The organism is Streptomyces rubrogriseus, assembly GCF_027947575.1.
GTDB classification, from domain to species: Bacteria; Actinomycetota; Actinomycetes; order Streptomycetales; family Streptomycetaceae; genus Streptomyces; species Streptomyces rubrogriseus.
In genome coordinates this window covers 3371444-3395648 of record NZ_CP116256.1, presented here as the reverse complement: position 1 = coordinate 3395648, position 24205 = coordinate 3371444, and the positions used below count along the sequence as shown (strand labels likewise).

Annotated in this window: 24 protein-coding genes; 13 read left to right on the top strand and 11 right to left on the bottom strand. The window is 72.5% G+C overall.

The window, feature by feature from the left end:
- Position 1: 1 nt before the first annotated feature.
- A complete protein-coding gene (locus Sru02f_RS15430) occupies positions 2-673 on the bottom strand; it encodes a succinate dehydrogenase (RefSeq protein WP_109030596.1) in 672 nt (223 codons plus the stop codon).
- Between the two features lie 131 nt (positions 674-804).
- On the opposite strand from Sru02f_RS15430, the gene Sru02f_RS15425 reads away from it, so the two are divergent.
- Positions 805-1689 carry a LysR family transcriptional regulator gene (locus Sru02f_RS15425; RefSeq protein WP_052842528.1) on the top strand — a complete coding sequence of 295 codons (885 nt, stop codon included), beginning with the start codon at positions 805-807 and terminating at the stop codon, positions 1687-1689.
- A gap of 34 nt (positions 1690-1723) precedes the next feature.
- On the opposite strand, the gene Sru02f_RS15420 is transcribed toward Sru02f_RS15425, so the two are convergent.
- Positions 1724-2623 (bottom strand): NAD(P)H-binding protein, encoded by a 900-nt coding sequence (locus tag Sru02f_RS15420; protein ID WP_109031427.1) that lies wholly within the window; start codon positions 2621-2623, stop codon positions 1724-1726.
- A 192-nt stretch (positions 2624-2815) separates the two neighbouring features.
- Between Sru02f_RS15420 and Sru02f_RS15415 the strand changes: the two genes are divergently transcribed.
- Positions 2816-3652, top strand: a complete 837-nt coding sequence (locus Sru02f_RS15415) for a LysR family transcriptional regulator (RefSeq protein ID WP_109030595.1) — start codon at positions 2816-2818, stop codon at positions 3650-3652.
- A gap of 73 nt (positions 3653-3725) precedes the next feature.
- On the opposite strand, the gene rmdA is transcribed toward Sru02f_RS15415, so the two are convergent.
- The 3 genes from rmdA to Sru02f_RS15400 all read right to left on the bottom strand — a co-directional run bounded on the left by rmdA (position 3726) and on the right by Sru02f_RS15400 (position 7858).
- Positions 3726-5870 (bottom strand): cyclic Di-GMP phosphodiesterase RmdA, encoded by a 2145-nt coding sequence (rmdA, locus tag Sru02f_RS15410; protein WP_109030594.1) that lies wholly within the window; start codon positions 5868-5870, stop codon positions 3726-3728.
- Positions 5867-6679: an SAM-dependent methyltransferase gene (locus Sru02f_RS15405; protein WP_109030593.1), complete on the bottom strand. Its 813-nt coding sequence runs from the start codon at positions 6677-6679 to the stop codon at positions 5867-5869. The genes rmdA and Sru02f_RS15405 overlap by 4 nt, the downstream gene beginning before the upstream one ends.
- Before the next feature lie 225 nt (positions 6680-6904).
- A complete protein-coding gene (locus Sru02f_RS15400) occupies positions 6905-7858 on the bottom strand; it encodes an SCO0930 family lipoprotein (protein ID WP_109030592.1) in 954 nt (317 codons plus the stop codon).
- Between the two features lie 755 nt (positions 7859-8613).
- Here Sru02f_RS15400 and Sru02f_RS15395 point away from each other — a divergent pair.
- From Sru02f_RS15395 to Sru02f_RS15385, 3 genes are all read left to right on the top strand, one after another.
- Complete coding sequence (locus tag Sru02f_RS15395) at positions 8614-8745, top strand: hypothetical protein (protein ID WP_016325543.1); 132 nt, start codon at positions 8614-8616, stop codon at positions 8743-8745.
- A 15-nt stretch (positions 8746-8760) separates the two neighbouring features.
- Positions 8761-9525 (top strand): bestrophin-like domain, encoded by a 765-nt coding sequence (locus Sru02f_RS15390; RefSeq protein WP_109030591.1) that lies wholly within the window; start codon positions 8761-8763, stop codon positions 9523-9525.
- 200 nt (positions 9526-9725) lie between these two features.
- The gene (locus Sru02f_RS15385; protein ID WP_109030590.1) at positions 9726-10244 is read left to right on the top strand and encodes a hypothetical protein; all 519 of its coding nucleotides are present in this window, start codon (positions 9726-9728) and stop codon (positions 10242-10244) included.
- 83 nt (positions 10245-10327) lie between these two features.
- On the opposite strand, the gene Sru02f_RS15380 is transcribed toward Sru02f_RS15385, so the two are convergent.
- Positions 10328-10822, bottom strand: a complete 495-nt coding sequence (locus tag Sru02f_RS15380; protein WP_016325544.1) for a hypothetical protein — start codon at positions 10820-10822, stop codon at positions 10328-10330.
- Between the two features lie 330 nt (positions 10823-11152).
- Here Sru02f_RS15380 and Sru02f_RS15375 point away from each other — a divergent pair, with 330 nt between their 5' ends.
- Positions 11153-11818, top strand: coding sequence for a class F sortase (locus Sru02f_RS15375; protein ID WP_109030589.1), 666 nt, complete (start codon positions 11153-11155; stop codon positions 11816-11818).
- A gap of 31 nt (positions 11819-11849) precedes the next feature.
- On the opposite strand, the gene Sru02f_RS15370 is transcribed toward Sru02f_RS15375, so the two are convergent.
- Entirely contained in the window at positions 11850-12689 is an 840-nt protein-coding gene (locus Sru02f_RS15370; protein WP_109030588.1) for a polysaccharide deacetylase family protein, read from the bottom strand.
- A gap of 110 nt (positions 12690-12799) precedes the next feature.
- On the opposite strand from Sru02f_RS15370, the gene Sru02f_RS15365 reads away from it, so the two are divergent.
- Together Sru02f_RS15365 and Sru02f_RS15360 are read left to right on the top strand one after the other, a co-directional pair.
- The gene (locus Sru02f_RS15365) at positions 12800-13261 is read left to right on the top strand and encodes a universal stress protein (protein WP_003977923.1); all 462 of its coding nucleotides are present in this window, start codon (positions 12800-12802) and stop codon (positions 13259-13261) included.
- 115 nt (positions 13262-13376) lie between these two features.
- Positions 13377-14783: an amino acid permease gene (locus Sru02f_RS15360; RefSeq protein ID WP_109030587.1), complete on the top strand. Its 1407-nt coding sequence runs from the start codon at positions 13377-13379 to the stop codon at positions 14781-14783.
- Here Sru02f_RS15360 and Sru02f_RS15355 read toward each other — a convergent pair.
- Positions 14780-15595, bottom strand: coding sequence for an alpha/beta fold hydrolase (locus tag Sru02f_RS15355; protein WP_174855026.1), 816 nt, complete (start codon positions 15593-15595; stop codon positions 14780-14782). The two genes, Sru02f_RS15360 and Sru02f_RS15355, sit on opposite strands and share 4 nt — an antisense overlap.
- Before the next feature lie 57 nt (positions 15596-15652).
- Here Sru02f_RS15355 and Sru02f_RS15350 point away from each other — a divergent pair, with 57 nt between their 5' ends.
- Positions 15653-16126: a MarR family winged helix-turn-helix transcriptional regulator gene (locus Sru02f_RS15350; protein WP_011027459.1), complete on the top strand. Its 474-nt coding sequence runs from the start codon at positions 15653-15655 to the stop codon at positions 16124-16126.
- A 1-nt stretch (position 16127) separates the two neighbouring features.
- On the opposite strand, the gene Sru02f_RS15345 is transcribed toward Sru02f_RS15350, so the two are convergent.
- Entirely contained in the window at positions 16128-17282 is a 1155-nt protein-coding gene (locus Sru02f_RS15345) for a CapA family protein (RefSeq protein ID WP_109030585.1), read from the bottom strand.
- A gap of 253 nt (positions 17283-17535) precedes the next feature.
- Between Sru02f_RS15345 and Sru02f_RS15340 the strand changes: the two genes are divergently transcribed.
- From Sru02f_RS15340 to Sru02f_RS15330, 3 genes are all read left to right on the top strand, one after another.
- Positions 17536-18090, top strand: a complete 555-nt coding sequence (locus Sru02f_RS15340; RefSeq protein WP_003977918.1) for a sigma-70 family RNA polymerase sigma factor — start codon at positions 17536-17538, stop codon at positions 18088-18090.
- A 141-nt stretch (positions 18091-18231) separates the two neighbouring features.
- Positions 18232-18747 (top strand): hypothetical protein, encoded by a 516-nt coding sequence (locus tag Sru02f_RS15335; protein ID WP_109030584.1) that lies wholly within the window; start codon positions 18232-18234, stop codon positions 18745-18747.
- Positions 18748-18965: 218 nt separating this feature from the next.
- Positions 18966-19616: a zf-HC2 domain-containing protein gene (locus Sru02f_RS15330; RefSeq protein ID WP_109030583.1), complete on the top strand. Its 651-nt coding sequence runs from the start codon at positions 18966-18968 to the stop codon at positions 19614-19616.
- A 36-nt stretch (positions 19617-19652) separates the two neighbouring features.
- On the opposite strand, the gene Sru02f_RS15325 is transcribed toward Sru02f_RS15330, so the two are convergent.
- Both Sru02f_RS15325 and Sru02f_RS15320 read right to left on the bottom strand, forming a co-directional pair.
- A complete protein-coding gene (locus Sru02f_RS15325) occupies positions 19653-20516 on the bottom strand; it encodes an Fpg/Nei family DNA glycosylase (RefSeq protein ID WP_109030582.1) in 864 nt (287 codons plus the stop codon).
- A gap of 40 nt (positions 20517-20556) precedes the next feature.
- Positions 20557-22647, bottom strand: coding sequence for a SpoIIE family protein phosphatase (locus Sru02f_RS15320; protein ID WP_109030581.1), 2091 nt, complete (start codon positions 22645-22647; stop codon positions 20557-20559).
- Between the two features lie 132 nt (positions 22648-22779).
- Between Sru02f_RS15320 and Sru02f_RS15315 the strand changes: the two genes are divergently transcribed.
- Positions 22780-24192 (top strand): lipase maturation factor family protein, encoded by a 1413-nt coding sequence (locus Sru02f_RS15315; protein WP_109030580.1) that lies wholly within the window; start codon positions 22780-22782, stop codon positions 24190-24192.
- Positions 24193-24205 lie beyond the last annotated feature (13 nt).

Below are 24205 nucleotides of genomic sequence, written 5' to 3'. Positions count from 1 at the left end.
GTCAGCTCACCACTCCGGTCATGACGCCCACGGGTACGGCGACGAAGCCGATCGTGAGCAGCAGCGCGAGGACGTTCGCGGTCGTCTTCAGGGCCCGGTCGCGGGTGCGGCTGCCGGCGCCGAGGGTCTGGGCGGCGCTCCAGAAGCCGTGCCGGATGTGCAGGCCGAGGGCGAGCATCGCGACGATGTAGATGACGTTGCCGTACCAGGTGGAGAAGGTGTCCACGACGTTCTGGTAGGGCTTGCCCGTCTCGAAGCCGCCGGAGTGCACGGTGCCGGTGGTCAGGTCGAGGAGGTGCCAGACGATGAACAGGCCGAGGATGATCCCGCCCCAGCGCATGGTGCGCGTCGCGTAGCTGGAACGGGCCTTCTTGTGCACGTACTTGCTGGGCCGCGCCTTGATGTCGCGGCGGCTGAGCTGGTACGCGGAGACGGCGTGGGCGACGACGGCGACCACCAGCACGACACGGATCAGCCAGAGCGTCCACTCGTAGTGCATGAACGGCTCGCCGACCGTGCGCAGCCAGTGGGCGTAGTGGTTGAACTCCTCGACCCCGAAGTAGATCTTCAGGTTCCCGATCATGTGGGCGACCAGGTAGAGCAGCATGACGAGACCGCTGACCGCCATCACTGTCTTCTTGCCGACGGTCGAGTCCCACACGGTGCGCGCCATGGACGGCCGTCGGTCCGTCCGCGTTGCCAGAGCCATGTCACAGGACGTTACGGGTCGGGTGCCTCATCGGTCCAAGACATGGAACGCCTGGATTCCATAGGGCCTGCCTATCGACCGCGTATGCTCGCGATATGCAGTTGCAACAGCTCCAGTACTTCGTGGCGGTCGCCGAGACCCGGCACTTCACCCGGGCCGCCGAGGTGGTCCACGTGGCGCAGCCCTCGCTGTCGCAGCAGATCAAGGCGCTGGAGCGGGAGCTGGGCGCCGACCTCTTCCTGCGGGCGCGCGGGAACATCACGCTCACCGACGCCGGGGAGGCGCTGCTGCCGCTGGCCCGGCGCATCCTGGCGGACGCGGACACCGCCCGGCACGAGGTGCTGGAGCTGGCCCAGCTGCGCCGCGGCCGGGTCCGGCTGGGCGCCACCCCGAGCCTGTGCACCGGCCTGCTCCCGGACGTGCTGCGCGCCTTCCACGACCGCTATCCCGGCATCCAGTTGCTGATCGAGGAGGGCGGTTCGCACGACCTGGTGCGGGAGCTGGCGCGCGGTGCGCTCGACCTCGCCCTGGTCGTGCTGCCGCTGCCCACCGCCTCACCGGCGCTGACCACGGTGGAGCTGCTGCGGGAGGACCTGGTGGTGGTGTCCTCCCCGGAGTCGCCCCGGCCGGGCGGCGGGCGCCGTGCCGTGCGCATCACCGACCTGGAGGGCGAGCGTCTGGTGATGTTCCGGCACGGCTACGACCTGCGGGAACTGACCGTGGCCGCGTGCCGCTCGGCCGGGTTCGAGCCGGACTTCGCCGTGGAGGGCGGGGAGATGGACGCGGTGCTGGGTTTCGTGCGGGCCGGGCTCGGCATGGCGGTCGTCCCGCGGATGGTGGCCGCCCGCTCCGGACGCGGACTGCGGGTGACCCCGCTGGCCCGGCCCGGTCTGCACCGGACCATCGCCCTGGCCCACCGCAGCGACGTGGCTCCGCCGCGGGCGGCTCGGGAGCTGCAGCGGATGCTGCTGGAGCGGTGAGGGACCGCGCCGGTTCAGTGGCCCGGAGCCGCCGTCAGGCGAGCGTGGCCGGCCGCAGGACCTCTTCGCACCAGCGGCGGAAGCTCGTGGGCGCGGTGTCCGGGGTGCTGGGCTCGGCCGCGCCGTAGAAGCCCTGGGCGTCCATCGCCGAGGCCATGTCGGCCAGCCCCTGGGCCCCGCTCTCGCTCGCCCCGAACCGCAGGGCGGACGCCTTGTAGGCCTCCGGGGTGGTCTCCCGTACCCGCACCGGACGGCCCAGTACGTCGGTCAGCACCCCGGCCATGCCCTGCGGGGTGAGTTCGTCGGGGCCGACGAGCGGGACGTCGGCGCGGCCGGTCCAGGAGTCGTCGAGGAGCAGCCGGGCGGCCGTGGCGGCGATGTCGGCGGTGGCGCAGGTGCGCAGGACGCGGTCGGCGGCGTACGCCATGCGGAACTCGCCGGTGTCGCGCAGCGCGGCCGCCTGCCCGAGCAGGTTCTCCATCAGGAAGGGCGGGCACAGCGCCCGGTAGTGGACGCCGGTGGCGGCGATCCGGTCGTCCATGACGAGCGAGGCGGAGATCGGTCCGGCGTCCTTCGCCACACCGCGCCCCAGGCTGGACACGGCCACGACCCGTGCCACACCCCGCCGCGCGATCACCTCGCACAGCGGCAGCGTGAAGTCCCGGAAGTGGCCCTCGACGCTGTCGGCGCCGGGCGCGGGCGGCACCAGCCAGAACACCTGGTCGGCGCCCTCACAGGCCGCGTCCAGGACCTCGGGGTCGGCGTGCGAGCCCCGGAACACCTCGGCCCGCTCCCGGGCCCGGTCGGTGAGACGGCCCGGATCGCGGGCGACGACGCGCAGGGCGGTCCCGTCGTCCCGGGCGCCGAGGGCGTCCAGGACGTTGTCGAGGACCTGCCGGCCGATTCCGCCGGTCGGGGTGGTGATGACGATCACGAGCACAACTCCGGTTCAGGGAGGGAGAAGAGAGGGGTGCGCGCCGGGCGGGGAGCCTGCTGCCGTTCGCTCTTGGGCGCTCTCCCATCCTGTTCGCCGGGCGGCCGGAACTGAAGGATCGATCGGGTCCCGCTTGTTACCCTGAGGGCAATACCGGGCGGCGATACCGGGCGGACCGGAGGGAGGCGGGACATGGAGTCGCGTTCCCTGCGCTACTTCGTGGCGGTCGCCGAGGAGTTGAACTTCGCGCGGGCCGCCGAGCGGCTGGGCATCTCCCCGCCACCGCTGTCCAGGGCGATCCGCCGGCTGGAGGCCGAGCTGGGTGTCGCCCTGTTCGAGCGGACCACCCACAGTGTCACCCGGACCCCGGCCGGGGACGTGCTGCTCGCCGAGGCGCGGGTCGCGCTGGACGCGCTGGAAGCCGCCGGGCGGCGGGCCCGGCGCGCGGCCGGGGGACCGAAGCTGGTGCTGGCCGTGAAGGCCGACGGGGACGCGGGGCTGCTGGAGCCGATCCTCGCCCGCTACGCGTCGGAACCCGGGTCCGTGCCGGTCGCCGTCCGGCTGTGCGGGTGGCAGGAGCAACCGCGGCTGCTGCGCGCCGGCGAGGCGGACGTCGCCCTGGTCCACGCCCCGTTCGACGGCACCGGCCTCGACACCGAGACAGTGGCCGCCGAACCGCGCGTCGCCGTCCTCGCCGCGGGCCACCCGCTCGCCGCCCGCGACCGGCTGGAGCTGGCCGACCTGGGCCTCGACGCGGGCAGCGTGGAGCGGCACATCGACGAGGCGCGGCGCGGCCACGACGACCTGGCCCAGGTGCTCACCGCGGTTTCCCTCGGCAAGGTCGTCACCCTGCTGCCCGTGTCGGTGACCGCCCGCTACCCGAGGCCCGGCGTCGTCTACCGCCCGGTCCCGGACGCGCCGCCGGTCGTCCTGGCCCTCGCCTGGCCCCGGCATTCCCGCTCGACGGCGACCGCGGCCCTGGTCCGCGCGGCCACGGAGGTCGCCGAAACGGCCCGTAACGGGGCTTGAGCCGGGCGGCGGGCCCGCACAACCCCGCCGTTCGAGCCGCCGTCACAGGTCGTGAGCCGGGCGCCGCCCCCGCTCAGCCCGTGGCGTCGACCAGGGCCAGTTCGTGCAGCCGCTCCGGCGGCCCCGGGCGCGCGTAGTACCAGCCCTGGGCCGTGTCGCAGCCCAGTATGCGCAGCTGCTCGGCCTGGGCGCCGGTCTCCACGCCCTCCACGGTGACCGCGAGGTCCAGGCTGTGGGCCAGGGCGACGATCCCTTCGACGATCTTCAGGTCGACGGGGTCCGCCGGGAACTGCTGCATGCTCTGCGTGAACGAGCGGTCCAGCTTGAGGACGCTCACCGGCAGCCGGCGCAGGTTGGCGAGGTTGGAGTAGCCGGTGCCGAAGTCGTCCAGGGCGATGTCGACGCCCATCTCGGCCAGCCGGCGCAGCGGCTTCAGCAGGTCGTCGTCGGCGCCGATCAGCGCCGACTCGGTGACCTCCAGGCACAGCGCGTCGGGCGTGACTCCGGCCCGCTCCAGGATTTCGACGGTGTCCTGGACCAGGCCGGGATGGGTGAGCTGGCAGGGCGAGAGGTTGACGTTGATGCGCAGCGGGCCCGCGGCGCCGCTCTCGCCGTACCGCTCCCGCCAGACGCGGGCCTGCCGCACCGACTGCTCCAGGACCCAGCGGCCCAGCGGCACGATCAGCCCCGTGTGCTCGGCGAGCGGGATGAAGCGGTCGGGGCCGAGCACCCCGTGCTGCGGGTGCAGCCAGCGCACCAGCGCCTCGGCGCCGCGCACGCTGCCGTCACCGAGGTGGACCAGGGGCTGGTACTCGATGAAGAACTCGCCGCGCTCCAGGGCGGCGGGCAGCGCGGTGGTCAGCCCGTGCCGGGTGATGACACGGGCGTCGGCCTCCGGGTCGGCCAGCTCGAAGCGGTTGCCCCCCGCCGACTTGGCCCGGTACATGGTGATGTCGGCGCTGCGCAGCACCTCGGCCGGGCTGCGCTCCCCCGCCGGGCCCTCGACGATGCCGATGCTGCCGCGCACGGTCAGTTCCCGGCCGTCGACGCTGACCGGCGCGAGCAGCGCGTTCATGATGCGGCCGGCCAGCTCGTCGACCCCGTCCCGGGTGTCGGGGCCCGTGGTCAGTGCCACGAACTCGTCGCCGCCCAGCCGGGCCACCATCTCGCCGGGCGCGGTGGCGCAGGCCTGGAGGCGGTCGGCGACCTCCACGAGCAGCCGGTCGCCGGCCGCGTGGCCGAGGCTGTCGTTGACGGTCTTGAAGCCGTCGAGGTCGAGGTAGCACAGGCCGAAGCGCTGGCCCGGGCCCGCGTTCAGGGCCTTCTCCAGGCGTTCGAAGAAGAAGCTGCGGTTGGGCAGACCGGTGAGCGCGTCGTGGGTGGCCTCGTAGCGCAGTCGCAGGTTGAGCAGCCGCCGCTCGGTGGTGTCCTCCATCAGCGCGAGCTGGTACTGCGGGGTGCCGTCGGCGTCGCGCAGCAGGGAGACGGTGAGGTTGGTCCACAGGACGGTGCCGTCCGGCCGGTAGAAGGCCTTCTCCACGTGGTAGTGCTCGCGCTCGCCGCGCACCAGCTCGTCGTAGAGCCGCCAGGTCTGCGGCGCGTCGTCGGGGTGCGTCCACTCGGTGGCCCGGCGCCCGCCCAGCGTGGGGTCGGCGATGCCGAACATGCGCATCAACGCCTCGTTGACCTGGAGGACGTTGCCGTCCAGGTCGGCGATGCCGATGCCTATGGCGGCGCCCTCGAAGACCGCGCGAAAGCGGGCCTCGCTGGCGTGCAGCGCCTCGGCCACCACTCCCTGCGCCTTCAGGGCGGCCTGCGCGATGGCCTCCTGCTCGGCGAGGGTACGGGCGCGCAGTGCCCCGGCGAACCCGGCCGCCATGGCGTGCTGGAGCCGCGCCGAACGGGCTCGCAGGTCCTCCGGGTCGCCGTCCTCGCCGCAGTAGAGCACCAGGTAGGCGTCGACGCAGTCCAGCGTCCGGGAGAGCGCGTCGGGGTCGGTGCAGTGCGCGTCGACGAGGGCGGCACCGACCGCCCTGGCCTCCTCCGCGTCGAAGCCGCGGGCGCGCAGCACGTCGCTCAGCCGGCGGGCCAACGGCAGCAGTTCCGCCTCGAACTCGGGCCGGGTGGACGACGTCGAGGTCACCGGGAACACGGCCCGGCTCCAGATCGTCGCGAACCGCCGCAGCCTGTCCTCCGGTCCGTCCGGCTCGGCGCTCACGCCGTACGCCCCACGCCGGCGAACCCGGAGAACGCGTACGGGTCCTCTTCCTCCGGCTCCCCCTCCGGCCTCCAGCGCGGCATCGGAACCAGTCCGGGTTCCACCATGTCGTACCCCTCGAAGAACCGCGCGATGTCGTCGCGCGAACGCATGATCAGCGGATTGCGGATGTCCTTGTACACGTCCACCGCGCCCCCGGCCCGCTCGGCGGGCAGCGGGATGCCCTCGTACGAGGCGTGCGTGAGGACGAGCAGACTGCCGGGCGCGAGCGCGTCGCTCAGCTCGGCCACCGCAGCGTACGGGTCGTCCTCGTCTTCCACGAAGTGCAGTATGGCAACCAGCAGCAGGGCGACCGGCCGATTCAGGTCGATCAGCCGCTCCACCTGGGGACTGGCCAGGATCTCCCGCGGCTTGAGCAGGTCGCCGGCCACGACGTCCGCGTCGTCGTGGCCCGCCAGGACGGCCTCGCTGTGCGCGACCGCCACCGGGTCGTGGTCCACGTACACCACGCGGGCGCCGGGGCGGCTGCGTCCGGCCACCTCGTGGACGTTCCCGAAGGTCGGGATGCCGGAGCCGATGTCGAGGAACTGGTCGATGCCCTCACCGGCCGCGAAGCGCACGGCCCGGCGCATGAACGCCCGGTTCGCCTGCATGATCTTGGGGAGTCCCGGCATGAACTCCATGGCCCTGCGGGCCGCTTCGCGGTCCACCTCGAAGTTGTGCGAACCGCCCAGGTAGAAGTCGTAGATCCGGGACACGCTGGGCACCGAGATGTCGATGCTGCGAGGGGCCCAGGCGGGACGCTCCATCTAGCTCTCCAAGGCATAGGCGATCCGGTGTTCGAGCTGAGGCTACTGATCGCCCGCCAAAGGGGCGAGCCCAAACGGAAATTGACCGTCCGTTCCCGGTCACTGCCCGGGGCACGTGCCGTGGGCGAAGGCATGCCAAAGCGCACGAACGGGACCGTCCCCTCCGCTGGGCACGGAGGGGACGGTCCGCTGGTCGGACGCCGAAGGGCGGCGGGCGGGAGGTCGCTACTTCTTCGGCGCGCCGACCGGTTTTCCGTCGGGCTTGACGGCGTACCAGGTGCCGCCGACGCCCTGACCGTTGGTGTCCCCGGCCTTCTTGTCGCCGGCGAAGGTGTAGATGGGCCAGCAGTCGATCGTCTGCTGGGCGGCGCCGTCGGGCCGGGTGAAGCTCATCAGCCCCTTCTTCTCGACGCCCTCGGTGTCGTTCGCCTCGACGGGCGCCACGACCGGCCATTTCGCCAGGCAGGCGCCGGTGCAGGCCGACACCGGCTTCGGCCAGGCCTCGTCCTTCATGAAGCGGTAGACGGTCATGCCGTTCTTGTCGACGACGATCTCGCCGAGCTTCGGGTCCTCGCGGGTGGACAGCCCGGCGGCCGGCTCGGCCTTGGCCTTCTTGCCGTCGGCGGCCAGCGCGTACCACTTCTTGCCGACGCCCTGGCCCTTGACGTCCCCGGCGGCGGTGTCCTTGGCGTAGCGGTACGCGGGCCAGCCGCCGATCGTGAGCTGCTTGGTGCCGTCGGGACGGGTGACCTCGCCGAGCAGCTCCTTGTCGATGCCCTCGCCGGCGAGGGCGTCGTCCGCGGCGACCGGCGGCCACTTGGTGGCGCAGTCGTTCTCGCAGGTCGTCTTGGGCGGCTGGGCGGTGTCGGCGTCGAAGCGGTAGAGGGTGCGGCCCGCTCCGTCGGTCACCAGATCGCCGATCTCGGCGTTCGCCGAGACGGACAGCTTGCCCGCCGGCTCCGGCGCGCTCGCCGAGGCCTGTCCGGCACCGGCACCCGCGCCGGTGCCCACTCCGTCACCGGCGCCGGTGCCCAGGTCGCCGACGTTGCCGGGGGCGGCCGTGGCGCCCACGTTCTGGCTGCCGGTGGGGCCGCCGCCGTCCTGGCCGCACGCCGTCGTCAGCGCCAGCAGCGCCGCGGCGCCCGCCACGAGTGAGGCGCTCCGCCAGGAGGTCTTCATCGTCAATCCCCGATCGTCACGAAGGTGTTGGGGCGCCCTGCTGGGCCGCCGCACGACACTGGGTACGCACGGGGAAGCCCGTTGTGTTCAACCGGTCGCGGGATTTCTTCCCGTCCGGCACCGGCGCGCGGCGCCTCGTACAGGTTTACGGGCCCCGGCGCGGGCCGGTCCGCCGTCGTCAAACCCCTGGTGGGGCCATGTCCCTCCTTCGGGGCAATCACCGGGCACTCGGGCGTGGGACGGTGCGCCAGGCTTCATGATCTGCGTCGTGCATGGACCCGAACCGACCCGATCCGCCGCTGCCGGACGGGTGTTGGCCCTGGTGACGTTGACGTTCACCCTCGTCGGCATACCGGTCGGCGTGGCCCGGGCCGACGCGTGTGCGTACGCGTCGACCGGACCGGACGGCACCGACGCGGTGGCGGTCGCCGGGAGCGCCTCCTGGCCCACCTTTCCGCCCTGCCCCAAGCCGACACCGACACCGACACCAACGCCGACACCCCCGCCGGACCCCGAACCGACGCCTCCCCCGCCCGAGCCCACTCCTCCGCCCGCCCCGAAGCCGCCCCCGCCGAAGCCACCGGCGCCGGAGCCCGAACCGCCGCCGCCTCCCGCCCCGCGGCCTAGCTCCACCGCGGCCCGCCCCTGAGCCGAGCCCGACGCCGACGCCCGCTCCCACCCCGCCGCCGGTCCGCCCCGCGGAACCCGCGCCCGCACCCTCGGTCACGCCCACGCCCCGTCCGTCGCTCAGCCCGGTGCACTATCCGCGCCACCGCGCCGCCCGGGCGCCGCAGCGTTCCTCGCGCGGGACCACGTCACCGCTCGTCTTCGTCCTGCTCATCACGGTGCCCGCGGTGGTCGCCGTCGCCGCGCTCCGTGCGCGCTGATCCTGGAGGCATCCCTTGCCGGAATGGCTTGTTCTCACCCTCGCGATGCTGGCCGCCTGTGTCGTGGTGGTCATCATCACCCTCCTGCGGCACCGCGCCGCGTCCGACGACGAGGACATCACCGAGACCCCGGACGTCATCGAGTACATGACGATGTGGATCGGCGTGGTGTACGCCATCGTCCTGGGCCTGGCCATCGCCGGTGTCTGGGAGGCACGCAGCGCCGCCGAGGCCGACGTGCAGACGGAGGCCGTCGCGCTGCACGAGGTCTCGGAACGTGCCCGGGTCTACCCGGCCGACGTCCGTGACCGCATCCGGGCGGATGTCAACGCCTATGTCGGACACGTCGTCACCACCGAGTGGAAGGCCATGGCCGACCACGGCGAGGTGACCGACCGCGGCACCGAGCTGCTCGACCGGGTACGCGCGGACGTCACGGACTACGAACCGAGGTCGGACTTCGAGGCGCAGGCGTACCAGCCCCTCGTGGACCAGGTGGCCATCGCGGACCAGGCCCGCAACGCCCGTGCGCAGTCGACCGGGGCAACCATGCCGGGGGTGGTGTGGTTCGGGCTGATCGCCGGCGCCGTCATCACCATCGGGATGGTCTTCGCCCTGCAGATCCGGCGCACCACCCGCGAACTGGTCCTCGCGGGGCTGTTCTCCGCGCTGATCGCCTTCCTGCTCTTCCTGATCTGGGACTTCGACGCCCCCTTCAGCAGGGGCGTCTCGGCGTCGACCGACCCGTTCCTGAGCCTGTTCCCCGGCGCCGGGGACTGACTCGGCACTGACACGGCAGCGGGGACGGTGACGGGCGACACGCCGTCACCGTCCCCTGGGCGGCCCACACTCTTGCCCCATTCGCGCGACTGCGATCGCGGTGACGTGCACGGCTTCCTAGCGTTTCGGACATCGAGGTGCATTCCTGGCGCGAGCGGAACAGGTCCGCCGCCGCTCCTCGGGGATCCGGAGGATTCACCATGCGCGCGATACCCGTCGCCTCGGTCGCACTGCTGGGCGCCGCCGTCCTCTCCGCCTGCGTACCGGCCGGGGCCGTGGGCTCGAACACGTTCGGCTTCACCGTCAGCCCCGCCACCGTGGCACCCGGCGGCCAGGTCACGCTGGGGGTGGGCCGTACCGAGGCGGGCTGCCGGGGGCGGGTCACGGTGACCTCGCCGGTGTTCGACACGGTCACCATCCCCCGGGACGAGTCGTCCGCCACGGCGCGGGTCGACCGGGACGCCCGGCGAGGGGCGGTGTACCGGGTGACGTTCGCCTGCCGGGACAAGACCGGCACGGTGGACCTGACGATCGCGGGCGGCGGCTCGCACCACCCGACCGACGAGCCCTGGCACGACAAGGGCGTGCACGCTGGGCAGGGCGGCAGCGTCGCGGGGTTCGACCTGAAGCAGATCGGGCTCGGCGCGGCGCTCATCGCGGGCGCGGTGGGCACCGCCTACCACCTCTCGCGCCGCCGTTCCGGCGAGGACCGGGCCTGACCCGTCAGCATCGCGCAGCGGCACTTCGCCCCGGATCCCACCGGATCCGGGGCGAAGTGCCGCTGCCGTCCTGCGCCGTGCGTTCAGATCCGCCGCTCGGACCGGCGGCGCATCCAGAACAGTCCGCCGCCGGCCACGGCCGCGGCGACGAGCCCGCCGCCGATCGCGATGTCGGTCGGGGTCGCCCCGCTGGAGCTGCTGCCGCCGAGGCCGCCTCGGACACCGCCGATGACGGTGAAGGCGGCCGGCCGGGTCAGCCGGCGGCCCGAGCAGTTGACGGTGATGTCGTACGAGCCCGGCCTGGCGTCCTGCTTGATGGTGGCGGTGCCCTTGGACGTCTCGTTGGCTCCCCTGACCGGCGTCAGGTGGGTGGTCCGGAAGGCGTCCGAGGTCATGGTGCCGCCCTGGGGGCAGCCGTCGACCGTGACGGTCATCTGGCCGCCGCGGGCGATCACGCTGGGCAGCGCGACGATGTTGCTCGGCTGGTTGTGGTCGCCGCCCGCGGTGGCCGTGGGGGCGGCCAGTCCGAGGACAGCGACGGCGGCGCCGGCTGCCGCGAGGGCACGAGTGTTGCGCATGTGATCCTCCGCGGAAGACGCCCCGGGTCCCGTCCCCGGTCGATCGGCGAGAAAGCGCCTCCCAGAAAGACCCTCAGTTGCCCTGCCCGCAGCCGCATTTCGGGAATGGTCCGTCCTGGTGAGCGGCTTGCCGGAGCGAAACCGCGCGCATGGATATCGCCGCAGGTCACGCCCCGTCAGAAAATCTTGCCGGTCGCCTCCCGGATGGCGCACGCAAGGGCGCGCGCACCACCCGTTCGCCGCCGCCCCGTCGCCGGTCCCCCGCACGGCGCTTAGCGTGCTCGTATGCGCGGATGATCCGGCGACGGCCGGGTCGAGAGGGGATGGCGAATGTACGACTCCGAGTTGGCCGAAGAGGAGGAGCGGCGGAGGAAGCGCGCTCCCTGGGGCGTGATAGCGCTTGTTCTGCTGACCGGTCTCGCGCTCATCCGCAACGGCTCCGGGGAATTCGACGCGGGCCCCCCGCAGCCCGCGTCGGCCGCGGCGTCGGACACCCGCTCGGCGGCCGGCGACGGCGCCGCGGCCGGGGTGACCCCGCTGGCGTACTCGGTGCCCGACCGGGTCTCCATCCCCGCCATCCAGGTCGACGCCCCGGTCATGGGGGTCGGTCTCGACGCGGACGGCTGGGTCGACGCGCCGCCGCCCGAGGACCCGAACCTGGCCGGCTGGTTCACCGGCGCGGTCTCCCCGGGGGAGAAGGGCACCGCGGTCGTGGTCGGCCATGTCGACAACCAGCAGGGCCCCGCCGTCTTCTACGGACTCGGGGCCCTGAAAAAGGGAAACAAGGTGGAAGTGCACCGCCAGGACGGAAAGACGGCGGTTTTCGAGATCTACGGCATCGAAGTGTTCGAGAAGAACAATTTCCCCGGCGACCGGGTCTACGGCTCGAAGGGCAGTCCCGAATTGCGGGTCATCACCTGCGGCGGCGGTTTCACCAAGCAGAACGGCTACGACGGGAACGTGGTCGCCTTCGCCCGCCTGGCCGAGGTCCGCTGAGCGTGCCCCGGCCGGGCGGGCCCGGCGGCGGTCAGATCAGGCGCCGTCGGGGGACGGTGAGGTGGTAGCCGGAGTCGAGCAGTTCGGGCAGATAGCGCCGCAGGGCACGGACACTCTGCGAACGGTCGCCCCCGGCGTCGTGCGAGAGCACCACGACACCGGGGGCCGCGCCTTCCTCGACCCGGTCGACGATGGTGCCGGTGCCGGGTGTCGTCCAGTCCAGGGTGTCCACGGTCCAGGCGAGCGGCTCCATGCCGAGGTCCGCGCCGAGCTGGAAGGCGGCCCGGTTCCACGCTCCGTACGGGGCCCGGAACCAGCGGGGCGCCTCCCCGTAGGCCTGCTCGACGACCTCGCTCGTACGCTCCATCTCGGAGCGGATGCGCCGCCGGGTGAGTTTGGTCAGCAGCGGGTGGGACCAGGTGTGGTTGCCCACCACGTGTCCCTCGTCGGCCATCCGCGTCAGCAGGTCCCGGTTGTAGTCCGCCATCTCCCCGCACACGAAGAACGTCGCCCGCACCTCGTACTTCGCCAGGGTGTCCAGGATCCGCGGGGTGTACTCGGGGTGGGGCCCGTCGTCGAAGGTGAGCATCATGGTGCGGCCCCGGCCCGTCATGCGCAGGATCGGCTCGCTGCGCACCGGGGGCCGGCCGGGCGCGGCACGCGGTGCGCCGTATCCGGTCAGCGGCTGGAGCCGGTAGGCGGAGGGCTTGAGCGGGCTGCGCTGCACGGGGCCAGGGGCGGGTACGGGGGCCGGCGGCCGGGACGGGCCGTGTCCCAGGCCTGCCGCGAGTGCGCCGCCGGCGCCGGCCGCGCCCAGGGCCGCGACGCCGGTGAGCAGGGTGCGGCGGGTGAGCAACTGGTCCTTCTTCATGACTCATCAGTCGCCCGGCCACGGCACGCCGCACCTGAGCAACACCGGTGCGGCGGCATGAAACCACCCGCCCGGCTCAAGATCACCCAAGTCTCCGATAACCTCGCCGCGTGACGGAACAGCACTCCCATCAGTTCGAACGCGGCACGGACGGGCCGAAGGTCATCGTCGTCGGTGTGGACGGCTCCGACTCCTCACTGCGGGCCGCGGCCTACGCCGGTGGGATGGCCCGGCGGCAGGGTGCCCTGCTCGCCGTGGTGTACGTGCAGCCGGTGCTTGCGGGTGGTGCGGCGCTCGGGGCGTCGGTGGCGGAGACGACCGACGAGATCGCCGAGGAGCTGGTGGCCCAGATCCGGGAGGCGACCGAGCGGGTGAAGGGGATATTCGACATCCGCTGGGAGTTCCACACGTTCCGCGGCGACCCGTACAGCGGTCTGAGGCAGACGGCCGACGAGCTGAAGGCGGACGCGGTGGTGGTCGGCGCCTCCGAGCAGGCCGGTCACCGGTTCGTCGGCTCGGTCGCGGTGCGGCTGGTGAAGGCGGGGCGCTGGCCGGTGACGGTGGTGCCCTAGAGGGTGTCGGTGTGTGTGTCCGAGGACCCCTGTGCGTCGTGACTTCCGTCACGGACGTGTCTGCGTCATCATGATCCACCGTCAGCCGTTTGCCGTTCACGAAGAGGTGAGGCGCATGGCCCGGTTCCGCATGGGTGAGGGTGTTCTCCGCCGCAAACCCATCGAACACATCGAGGAGACGGAGAGCGGCGGGGGCCTGGTGCGCTCGCTGGGGCTGTGGCAGCTGACCGCGATCGGCGTCGGCGGCATCATCGGGGCCGGGATCTTCACGCTGGCCGGCACGGTCGCCAACGGCACGGCGGGCCCGGCGGTCCTGATCTCCTTCCTCATCGCCGGTGTGGCGAGCGCCGCGGCCGCCCTGTCCTACGCGGAGTTCGCCGGGCTGATCCCGAAGGCGGGCTCGGCCTACACCTACGGCTACGCGGTCCTGGGCGAGCTGGTGGGCTGGTTCATCGGGTGGGACCTGCTCCTCGAGTACACGGCGATCGTGGCGGTGGTCGCGATCGGCATCTCGGGCTACTTCAGCTTCCTGGTCGGCGAGATGGGCGCCGACCTGCCGAACTGGATGCTGGGGGCGCCGGGCACCGGGGACGGGCACAAGGTCGACCTGTTCGCTGCCGTGCTGTGCCTGCTGATCGCGTACCTGCTGACGCTGGGCATCAGGAACGCGGCCCGCTTCGAGATGATCGTGGTCGTGCTGAAGGTGCTGGTGGTGCTGCTGGTGATCGGGGTGGGCGTCTTCCACATCAACAGCTCGAACTACCACCCGTTCTTCCCGTTCGGGGTCGGCGGGGCGTTCACCGGTGCGGCCACGGTGTTCTTCGCGGTCTTCGGCTACGACGCCATGTCGACGGCGGCCGAGGAGTCGAAGGACGCCCAGCGGCACATGCCGAAGGCGATCATCTACTCGCTGATCATCTCGATGGTGCTGTACGTGGCGGCCTGTCTGGTGCTGACCGGCATGCAGAACTACAAGGACATCGACCCGGAGAGCGGCTTCTCGACGGCGTTCAAGTCGGTGGGGCTCAGCTCGCTGGCCGACATCATCGCGGTGGGCGCCATCATCGGCATCCTCACGGTGATGTTCACCTTCATGCTGGGCGTGACCCGGGTGTGGTTCTCCATGTCGCGCGACGGGCTGCTGCCGAAGTGGTTCGCCAAGACGCACCCGACGCGGCACGTGCCGACGCGGGTCACCTGGATCGTCGGGGTGGCGTCCGCGGTGATCGCCGGGTTCCTGCCGATCGGCGAGGCGGCAGAGCTGACCAACATCGGCATCCTGCTGGCGTTCGTGGTGGTGTGCGCGGCGGTGATCGTGCTGCGCTACCGGCAGCCTGACCTGCCGCGCACCTTCCGTACCCCGTGGATGCCGTTCGTGCCGGCGCTGGGCATCGTCTTCTCGATCTGGCTGATCACGTTCCTGCAGTGGCAGACCTGGGTGCGGTTCGCCGTGTGGTTCGTGGTCGGCCTGGTGATCTACTTCGCGTACTCGTACCGGAAGTCGGAGCTGGCCCGCCGCTAGAGGGTGCGCAGGAACGCGGCGACGATGTCCGTGAAGACCTCGGGCCGCTCCATGTTCGGGTAGTGCGCGACTCCCTCGACGAGGATGGAGCGGCCGTCCGGGACCGTACGGGCGAGCCGTTCCGCGTCCGCGATCAGATCGGGCCCGTCCAGGGCGCCGTTGATCGCGAGGACCGGGACGTCGATCTTGGGGACCCGGGCCCAGGTGCCGGTCAGGGGCACGTGGTGGTTCACCTCGTCCGGCGTGTGCTTCGAGAGGGTGCCGAGCGCCATCTCGCGCACCAGGCGCAGCACGTCCGGGTCGACGTCGTCGAGGGTGCGGTGCTCCCCCGGCACGAAGCGCAGGAACGCCGCGAGCCAGCCCTCGACGTCGCCCGCGCCCAGGGCGCGGGCCTGGTCGGCCTGCACCTGGCGCACCCACGGGTCGGTGTACTCGAACTCGCTGGTGGACGCCCCGCAGGCGACCACCGCACGGACCAGCTCCGGGTACTCGAGGACCGTGTCGGTGGCGATGGCCCCGCCCATGGACACGCCGACGAGTACCGCGGGGCCGGTGTCGAGGTGGCGGAGCAGCGCGGCGAGGTCGTCCGCCCAGCGGAACGGCCTGCTCGCGTTGGCCGAGGCGCCGTGTCCGCGCACGTCGGGGGCGATCACTCGGTACTCGCGGGCCAGGGCCGGGATCTGGGCGTCGAACACACGGTGGTCGGTGAACCCGGAGTGCAGCAGGACGACCGGGTCTCCCGCTCCGGTGTCGCGGTAGGCGAGGTCGCCGTCGGCGGAAGTGAAGAAACGGAGGTCCGAAGCAGCAGTCATGACAACCAAGGTGTCATGTGAGGTCGACTTTGGCAACCTGGGTGTCATGATGGCGGGGTGAACGACATCGACGCACCCCTCCCCCCGGACGCGCTCGCCCGGCGCCTCACCGAGGTGTACGACCTGGTCGGCCCCCTCTACCGGCGCGCGCAGCGCGGTGTCGAGCAGGGCCTGGACGGCGACGGCCTGTCCGTGGGCGTCCGCGCCGTGCTCACGATGCTGCGGCGCGGCGGGCCGATGACCGTGCCGCAGATGGGCCGGGCCCAGGCGATCAGCCGTCAGTTCGTCCAGCGGATGGTCAACGACGCCGCGGCCCAGGACCTGGTGGAGAGCACCCCGAACCCGGCGCACCGCCGGTCCTCGCTGATCCGGCTGACCGCCCGGGGCCGGGACACGATCGACGCGGTCCTCGACCGGGAGCACCGACTGCTCCGCGAAGTCGGCTCGGACCTCACGGACGCCGACGTCACCACCTGCCTGCGGGTGCTCGACGCCATGCTGACGGCCCTGGACCACGTGGCGGACGCCTGACCTACCTCCCCATCACGAGCCCGTCCTCGGCGGCGCCCCGGCTGAGCACCACGTCGCGGATGCGGTCGCGCACGGCGCGCAGGTCGGCGCCCTCGTCGATTGCCCGGTTGAGGTTCACCACCCGGCCGGCGTCCACGTCGAACAGCTGCGGCACGAACTCGGCCTTCGTCACCTTCCAGCGTTCGCCGGCCCGGCCGGGCGGGGCGAAGGTGAAGCGGCCGATGGCCGACTGGTTGCCGCGCGGATCCCGGACGCCCTCGTTGTTGACCATCTCGCCCGCGATCTGGTCCCCCATGCCGTACACCACCCAGGTGCCGTTGACCTTCTCGTAGGCCTGCGGGACATGGGCGTGGGTGCCGAGGACCAGGTCGATGTCGGGGCGGTCGCCGGTGCGGGCCGCGGTCAGGCTCCGGGCGAGCGCCAACTGGTCCTGGTCGGGCTCGTCCTGCCATTCGGTGCCCCAGTGCATCGACACGACGACGACGTCGGCGCCGGCCTTCCGAGCGGCCCGGGCGTCCTCGACGATGCGCGCCTCGTCGATCAGACCGACCGCCCAGGGCTGGTCCGCGGGCAGCGGGTGGCCGTTGGTGTGGAGGGTGTAGGCGAGGTGGGCCACCTGGGCCCGGCCCGCGCGCAGCACCGTCGCGATGTCGGCCTCGGCCTCGGTGCGCGCCGTCCCGGCGTGCCGTACGCCCGCCCGGTCGAGGGCGTCCAAGGTGCGGCGGATGCCGTCCGCGCCGTCGTCGACGCTGTGGTTGGAGGCGGTGGAGCAGCCGTCGTAGCCGGTGGCGGCCAGCGCCTTGGCCACCTCCGGCGGGGACTTGAAGAGCGGGTAGCCGCTGTAGTCGCCGTTCGCGCCGTAGACGGTCTCCATGTGGCACAGGGCGAGGTCGGCCCGCGCGACGACGGGCCGGGCACCGGCGAGCATGGGGCGGAAGTCGTAGCCGGTGCCGCCGGCGTCGAAGCGGGCCCGCTCGATGATCGAGTCGTGCGGGAGCACGTCTCCGGAGGCGACCAGGGTGAAGGCACCGGTGTCCGCGGCGGACGGGGCCGGCGCCGGCGGCTTCGGCGGTTCGTGGTCGCGGGCCTGGCAGGCCGCGCCCGCGGTGAGGAGGGCGGTCAGGGCCAGGGCCACCTGCCGGCTGCGTGTGATCATCCGTTCACTCCGCTGGGTCGCACACACCAATGAAAAGTCACATTTACTTACAAACAGGTAAAGAGGCTCGGTTCGTCACACGCGGCTCCGACACGCCCATTAGCCCGTCCGGCGTGCGCGAACGGGGTGCCCGGACCACACACCCGCCGCACGCCGACCGTTCGTCGAACCGTTCGTCGACGCGATCGACCGTCCGCCGCACGCCCGTGCGTACGCCCTGTCCCCGCACGGTCCGCTGCGGTGCCATACGGCCATGACGGCCGGAATCACCCTCACGGACACAGCGAACGGGACGACCGCCGAGCACGAGCTCGCCGCACTGCAGCGCGAGCACGGCCGGCCGCTCTTCGCGCTGCTGCTGCGGCTCAGCGACGGCGACCGGCAGCGCGCCGAGGACCTGGTGCAGGAGACCCTGGTCCGCGCCTGGCAGCATCCCGAGGCCCTGCGCGCCGACGACTTCGACTCCGTACGGCCGTGGCTGCTCACCGTGGCCCGGCGGCTCGCGATCGACGCCCGCCGCGCCCGCCAGGCCCGCCCCCCGGAGGTCGGCGACGCCGTGCTGGAGAACGCGCGCGTCTGCGCGGATCACGCCGAACGGGCCGCCGCCGCCCTCGATGTGCGGGAGGCTGTGAAGACACTCACTCCGGAGCACCGTGAAGTCCTGGTGCTGGTGTACTTCCAGGGGGCGAGTGTGGCGGAAGCCGCGGCCGCCCTCGGCATCCCACCCGGTACCGTGAAGTCCCGTGCGTACTACGCGCTGCGCGCCATGCGCAGGGTGCTACCGGGATACGCCGCCGACCTGCGGTGAAACCGACCCTTTGGTCAAGCCTCCGTAAAGCGCCTTGCCCAGGACCCCGGTTGAGCAGTCGGCTGTCCTCATCCGTGTTCCGGACGGGGGTCCATGACCCGGGTCGGGCGACGCGCACGCACCGGAGGAAGGCAGGAAGGGATGCTGCACAGAGGTCAAGAGAGCACGGACGGCACCGGTGGGGGCGAACTGAGCGTTCCCATGGCGTGGTTGTACGCCGAGTACATCGCCGACGAGCTGCTGCGGACCGGCGACCTGATGCCGCCGACGTCCTTCGAGTTCCGCGCCGGACGCGACGCGCTGGCGCTCACCGTCTTCCTGTCCGACACGCAGAACGAACTGAGCGGCATCCGGGTCGTCACCCACCTGGAGACCTGGCTGTCCCTGACGGCCTACGACCAGCCCTGGCACGAGTGGGTGCACGGGCGGCTGGCCGAGGTCACGGCCGACGCCGTCGCCGCCGGACGCCACTCGCCGGACCTGGAGCTGGCCCGGGCGGCCTGGCGCTGGCTCCAGGACACCGAACTGCTCGCCCCGGACCTGAACGCGGTGCCCGGGGGTGCGCCGGTGACCGGGGAGGACGAGGGACCGAAGGTGTGGACACCCGCCTGGCAGCTCGGGCTGCCGCTGGGACACCTCGCCATCCACCTCTTCTAGCCTCCCCGGCCGGCCCCCTCGGGCCTCCTCGGCCGGCCCCTTCCGGCCTCCCCGGCCGGCCTCACGAACTTTCCCGCGGGACGGACCAATCCACGCCCCTGGCCGCTCCGAACACCTTGGTTGCGATTGTGGGGCGGCTTGAGTGATTCGGCTGTCGGGTGCGTACGGGTGGGAGCAAGGAGTAACCCCACCCGCACCCAACGGTACGAGGATTCGGCATGAGGTCCCTGGAAAGGCATCGTGACGTCGGCGCCTACGCGCTCGGCGTGCTGGACGAAGCGGAAGCCTTCCGTTTCGAGGACCACCTCATGGAATGCCCCCGGTGCGCGGCCCAGGTGACCGAATTCGGTCCCGCGACCCGCCAGTTGATGCTGTTCCGGCAGGCGACACCCCGTATCGTCCACCCCCTGACCAGGCCGGGACCCCGGCTGCTCGACCGGCTGCTGTCCGAGGTGACCACCCGCCGCCGGGCCGGCCGGCGGCGGGTGCTGTACGCCGTGGCCGCCGCCGTCGTCTGCGCCGTGGCCGGGCCCGGCGCGGTGCTGTACGCGAGCCAGGATGATGCGGCGGCACCGGTCACCGCGACCGACGCCCGGTCCGGGGTGTGGGCGCGGATCACGGCCGAGGACGAGACCTGGGGCACGGACGTGCGGCTCGAGGTCAGGGACGGGGGCGGTCCGCGCTCCTGCCGGCTCGTCGCCGTGGGCCGCGACGGGTCCGAGCAGACGATCACCAGCTGGATGGTCCCCGGGCAGGGCACCCGGCCGCACACCATGCGCGGCGGGGCCGCCCTGCATCCCGGCCAGATCGACCGCTACGAGGTGCGGACGGCGGACGGCGAGCACCTGGTGACACTGCCGGCCGGATGACCGCCGCCCGGCGACCGCCGTCCCCGGCGGGCACCACTACTTCAGCAATCGGGACATCCTGCGGTCCGCCAGCGGCTTGCCGCCGGTCTGGCAGGTCGGGCAGTACTGGAGCGAGGAGTCGCTGAAGGAGACCTCGCGGATGGTGTCGCCGCACACCGGACAGGGCTCTCCGGTGCGGCCGTGGACCCGCAGCCCGCTCTTCTTCTCGGCCTTCAGGCGGCCGGCGGCGATGCCCCGGGAGCGTTCCACGGCCTCGGTGAGCGTGCCGCGCAGGGCCGCGTACAGCCGGGCGGTCTCCTCGGCGGTCAGGGAGGCGGCCAGTTTGAACGGGGACATCTTCGCGGCGTGCAGGATCTCGTCGCTGTACGCGTTCCCCACGCCCGCGATCAGGCTCTGGTCGCGCAGGGCACCCTTGAGCTGCCGCCGCTCACCCTCCAGGAGGGCGGCGAAGCGGGCCGGGTCGAAGTCGTCGGCGAGCGGGTCGGGCCCGAGCCGTGCCACGCCCGGCACCTGCCGCGGGTCGGCCACGACGTAGACCGCGAGCCGCTTCTGCGTGCCCGCCTCCGTCAGGTCGAAGCCGGCGCCGGTCTCCAGGGCGACCCGCAGCGCGAGCGGGCCCTTTCCGGGCTTGGGCAGGCCGCTGGGGAGGCTGTCCTTCCAGTGCAGCCAGCCGGCCCGGGCCAGATGGGTCACCAGGTGCGGGCCGCCGGCGGTCTCCACGTCGAGGAACTTGCCGTGCCGGTGCACGGCCGCCACGCGGTGCCCCTCCAGCGCCGTGAGCGGGGGGTCGTACGTCTTCAGGACGCTGATCGCCACGGGCAGCACCCGGACGATCTCGCGGCCGGTGAGGTGTTCGGTCAGGAAGTCGCGGAGCGCCTCGACCTCGGGCAGTTCTGGCATACGTCCAGAGTGCCACCGGCCACCGCCGGCGCCAGCGGGTTCAGCCCGCCCCGTGCGCCACCACGAACTCCGCCCAGACGACCTTGCCGCCGCCGCGCGCCTCCACGCCCCACTCGTCGGCGAGCGTGTCGACCAGGAGCAGCCCCCGTCCGGACACCCCGTCGTCCCCGGCCTCCCGGCGGCGCGGCAGGGCGCTGGAGGAGTCCTCGACCTCGACCCGCAGCCGCCGGTCGGTTCCGGTGAGCAGCCGCAGGGTGACGACGGCCGAGCCCTCGGTGTGCATGAGGGCGTTGGTCATCAGCTCGTCGGCGACCAGCTCGATCTCGTCGCTCTGCGCCTTGGCTCCCCAGGAGCGGACGGCGGCGCGGATCATGTGCCGGGCCTCGGTGAGGCCCTCCGGGTCGCCCGGGGAGACGTGCTGCTGGACCCGGCCGAAGGTCCGCGGGGCGCCCAGGCCGTGCCGGCGCAGCACCAGCAGCGCGACGTCGTCGTCGCCGCGCCGCTCGTCGACCACGTCGATCAGCCGGTCGGCCAGGTCCCGCACGTCCTGCGGCCCGGAGGTGATCAGCGCGGTGAGGACGTCCATGCCCTCGTCGAGGTCGGCGCCGGGCTGCTCGACCAGACCGTCGGTGCACAGCAGCAGGGTGTTGCCCGGGTCCAGCTCCAGGGTGGCCACCGGGTAGGCGAGACGCCCGAACTCGGCGGACAGGCCGAGCGGCAGCCCGCCCTCGACGCGCACCAGGCGGCAGGTGCCGTCGCCGAAGCGCAGCAGCGGGTCGATGTGTCCGGCACGGACCACCTGGACCACTCCGGTGCCCAGGTCGGCCTCCGCGTACAGGCAGGTCGCGAAGCGGTCGGTGTCCAGCTCGTGCAGGAAGACGGAGGCCCGCGCCATGACCGTGGCCGGCGGGTGGCCCTCGGCGGCGTAGGCGCGCAGCACGATGCGCAGCTGGCCCATGACGGCGGCGGCGTGCGTGTCGTGGCCCTGGACGTCGCCGATCACGGCGCCGACGCGGCCGCCGGGCAGCGGGATCAGGTCGTACCAGTCGCCGCCGATGTCCCGGCCGAGCGCGCCGCCGATGGAGGCCGCGCGGTAGCGGACGGCGACGTCGCAGCCGGGCACGCTGGGGATGGTGCGCGGCAGCATGGCCTGCTGGAGGCCCTCGGCGAGGTCCATCTCCTGCTCGTAGAGCATGGCCCGCTGGAGGCTCTGCGCGATGCCGCTGCCGAGCGCGACCAGGACGTTGCGGTCCTCCGGGGAGAAGCCGTGCCGGTCGCTGTAGAGCAGCCCGATGGCGCCGATGGGCCGGGCCTGGGCGATCAGGGGCAGGTAGGCGGCCGCGGTGATGTCGAGGTGGGTGATGTCCTGCCACAGCCGGGGGTAGCGCTCGGCGAACTCCTCCGGCGACTCGATGAAGCGGGGGCTGAGGGTCCGTACGGCCTCGCTCATCGGGTACGGCTCGTCGATCCGGGTGACCCGGGTCCCGGGGATGAAGCTGTTCTCGGGGCCGTCGGCGACCAGCCGGATGCGGCCGGCCTCGACCAGGCCCATCACCAGGCTGGTGGCGCCCAGCCGGGTGAGTCCGTGGGTGTCGCGCAGCACGTCGATCACGTCGTCCACGGTGCGGGCGTGCGCGAGGGCGGCCGTGGCGAGCTGGACGACGTTGGTGAGCCGCCGGCGGGCCTCGTCCAGTGCGGCCTGCTCGCGGTTGGCCGCGATGTCGGCCATCTCCTGGGTGGCGTCGCGGACGATGCCGATGATCCGCCGGGGGCGGCCGGTCTCGTCCCGGCGGATGTAGCCCTGGGTGTGGGTCCAGCGCAGGGTGCCGTCGCGGCGGCGCAGCCGGAAGTAGGTGCCGTAGTTCTCGCTGCCGTCCTTCATGGCCTGCGCGACGATCGTGTCCATCCGGCGGCTCTCCGCCGTGGGCACGCGCAGCGACAGCGACTCGGGGCGCCCGTCGTACTCCTCCGGGCGCAGGTCGAACACCTCGTGGGCCTGGGCGTCCATGTGGAACAGCCCGGCGTCCAGGTCCCAGTCGAAGCTGCCCATGCGGTTGAGCGCCAGGATCGGGTCCGGGTGGGCGGGCCAGTCGTCCGGGAGTGACGGGGCGCTCGCTCCCCGATCAGACATGGACCCCACCTTGCCAGGATTTGTCGGAATCTTCGACTCCTGGTCGCCGGACAGGGGAAACAGGGCGAAAGGCCCGGAGGGGGCCCCGGCCGGGGCGGGGGTACACGGAGCGGGTACGAGAGGAGCCCGGCCGTGGAGTGGTTCACCGCACCCGACTACTGGCTGGCCCGGCTGGTCTTCCAGCGGGCGCTGGCCGTCGTCTACCTGGTCGCCTTCCTGACGGCCGCCCTTCAGTTCCGCGCGCTGCTCGGCGAGCGCGGTCTGACACCGGTGCCCCGCTTCGTCGAGCGGGTGCCGTTCCGGCGGGCGCCGAGCCTGTTCCAGTGGCGCTACTCGGACCGGCTCTTCGCGGGCTGCGCCTGGGCGGGCTGCGCGGTGTCGGCGGCGCTGGCGGCCGGGGTGGACTCGCTGCTGCCGCTGTGGGGCGCGATGCTGCTGTGGCTGGTGCCGTGGGCGCTGTACCTCTCGATCGTCAACGTCGGACAGACCTGGTACTCCTTCGGCTGGGAGTCGCTGCTCCTGGAGACCGGCTTCGTCGCCGTGTTCCTGGGCAACGAGGAGGTGGCGCCGCCGGTCGTGGTGCTGTTCCTGCTGCGCTGGCTGCTGTTCCGGGTGGAGTTCGGGGCGGGGCTGATCAAGATGCGCGGCGACGAGTGCTGGCGGAAGCTGACCTGCCTGGACCACCACCACGAGACCCAGCCGATGCCGGGCCCGCTGAGCTGGTTCTTCCACCACCTCCCTGGGCCCCTGCACCGCGTCGAGGTCGCCGCGAACCACGTCACGCAGCTGGTGGTGCCCTTCCTCCTGTTCGCCCCGCACCCCGTGTCGACGGCCGCCGCCGCGCTGATGATCGCCACCCAGCTGTGGCTGGTGCTCTCGGGCAACTTCTCCTGGCTCAACTGGATCACCATCGTGCTGGCCCTGTCGGTGATCCGCTTCCCGGCCGACGCCCCGTCCGTGGCCGCGGCGCCGCTCTGGTACGAGGCCGTGGTCCTGGCGGTGGCGGCGCTGCTGGTGTTCCTGAGCCACCGGCCGGTGCGCAACATGATCTCCCGCCGCCAGGTGATGAACCGCTCCTTCGACTCGCTCCACCTGGTGAACACCTACGGCGCCTTCGGTTCCGTCAGCCGGGTCCGCTACGAGGTGGTGATCGAGGGCACCGCCGACGAGGTCGCCAGGAAGGACGGCGACTGGCGGGAGTACGAGTTCAAGGGCAAACCCGGTGATCCGCACCGCTGGCCGCGCCAGTTCGCGCCGTACCACCTGCGTCTGGACTGGCTGATGTGGTTCGCCGCGCTGTCGCCCTCGTACGCCGGGCCGTGGTTCGGCACCTTCGTGGAACGGCTGCTGGAGAACGACCGCGCCACGCTGCGGCTGCTGCGCAGCTCCCCGTTCCCGCCCGACGCGCCGCCGCGCTTCGTACGGGCCCGGCTGTTCCGCTACCGGTACACGACCTGGCGGGAGCTGCGGGAGACGGGCGCGTGCTGGGAGCGGACGTACGTGCGGGAGTACCTGCCGCCGACCCGGCTCACCGCTCCCCGGTGAGCCGGGCCCGTCA

Coding starts and splice junctions, on each gene's coding strand:
- Sru02f_RS15430 (WP_109030596.1), bottom strand. CDS start 673: ATGGCGCGCACCGTGTGGGACTCGACCGTCGGCAAGAAGACAGTGATG.
- Sru02f_RS15425 (WP_052842528.1), top strand. CDS start 805: ATGCAGTTGCAACAGCTCCAGTACTTCGTGGCGGTCGCCGAGACCCGG.
- Sru02f_RS15415 (WP_109030595.1), top strand. CDS start 2,816: ATGGAGTCGCGTTCCCTGCGCTACTTCGTGGCGGTCGCCGAGGAGTTG.
- Sru02f_RS15405 (WP_109030593.1), bottom strand. CDS start 6,679: ATGGAGCGTCCCGCCTGGGCCCCTCGCAGCATCGACATCTCGGTGCCC.
- Sru02f_RS15400 (WP_109030592.1), bottom strand. CDS start 7,858: ATGAAGACCTCCTGGCGGAGCGCCTCACTCGTGGCGGGCGCCGCGGCG.
- Sru02f_RS15385 (WP_109030590.1), top strand. CDS start 9,726: ATGCGCGCGATACCCGTCGCCTCGGTCGCACTGCTGGGCGCCGCCGTC.
- Sru02f_RS15380 (WP_016325544.1), bottom strand. CDS start 10,822: ATGCGCAACACTCGTGCCCTCGCGGCAGCCGGCGCCGCCGTCGCTGTC.
- Sru02f_RS15375 (WP_109030589.1), top strand. CDS start 11,153: ATGTACGACTCCGAGTTGGCCGAAGAGGAGGAGCGGCGGAGGAAGCGC.
- Sru02f_RS15370 (WP_109030588.1), bottom strand. CDS start 12,689: ATGAAGAAGGACCAGTTGCTCACCCGCCGCACCCTGCTCACCGGCGTC.
- Sru02f_RS15360 (WP_109030587.1), top strand. CDS start 13,377: ATGGCCCGGTTCCGCATGGGTGAGGGTGTTCTCCGCCGCAAACCCATC.
- Sru02f_RS15355 (WP_174855026.1), bottom strand. CDS start 15,595: ATGACTGCTGCTTCGGACCTCCGTTTCTTCACTTCCGCCGACGGCGAC.
- Sru02f_RS15345 (WP_109030585.1), bottom strand. CDS start 17,282: ATGATCACACGCAGCCGGCAGGTGGCCCTGGCCCTGACCGCCCTCCTC.
- Sru02f_RS15340 (WP_003977918.1), top strand. CDS start 17,536: ATGACGGCCGGAATCACCCTCACGGACACAGCGAACGGGACGACCGCC.
- Sru02f_RS15335 (WP_109030584.1), top strand. CDS start 18,232: ATGCTGCACAGAGGTCAAGAGAGCACGGACGGCACCGGTGGGGGCGAA.
- Sru02f_RS15330 (WP_109030583.1), top strand. CDS start 18,966: ATGAGGTCCCTGGAAAGGCATCGTGACGTCGGCGCCTACGCGCTCGGC.
- Sru02f_RS15325 (WP_109030582.1), bottom strand. CDS start 20,516: ATGCCAGAACTGCCCGAGGTCGAGGCGCTCCGCGACTTCCTGACCGAA.
- Sru02f_RS15320 (WP_109030581.1), bottom strand. CDS start 22,647: ATGTCTGATCGGGGAGCGAGCGCCCCGTCACTCCCGGACGACTGGCCC.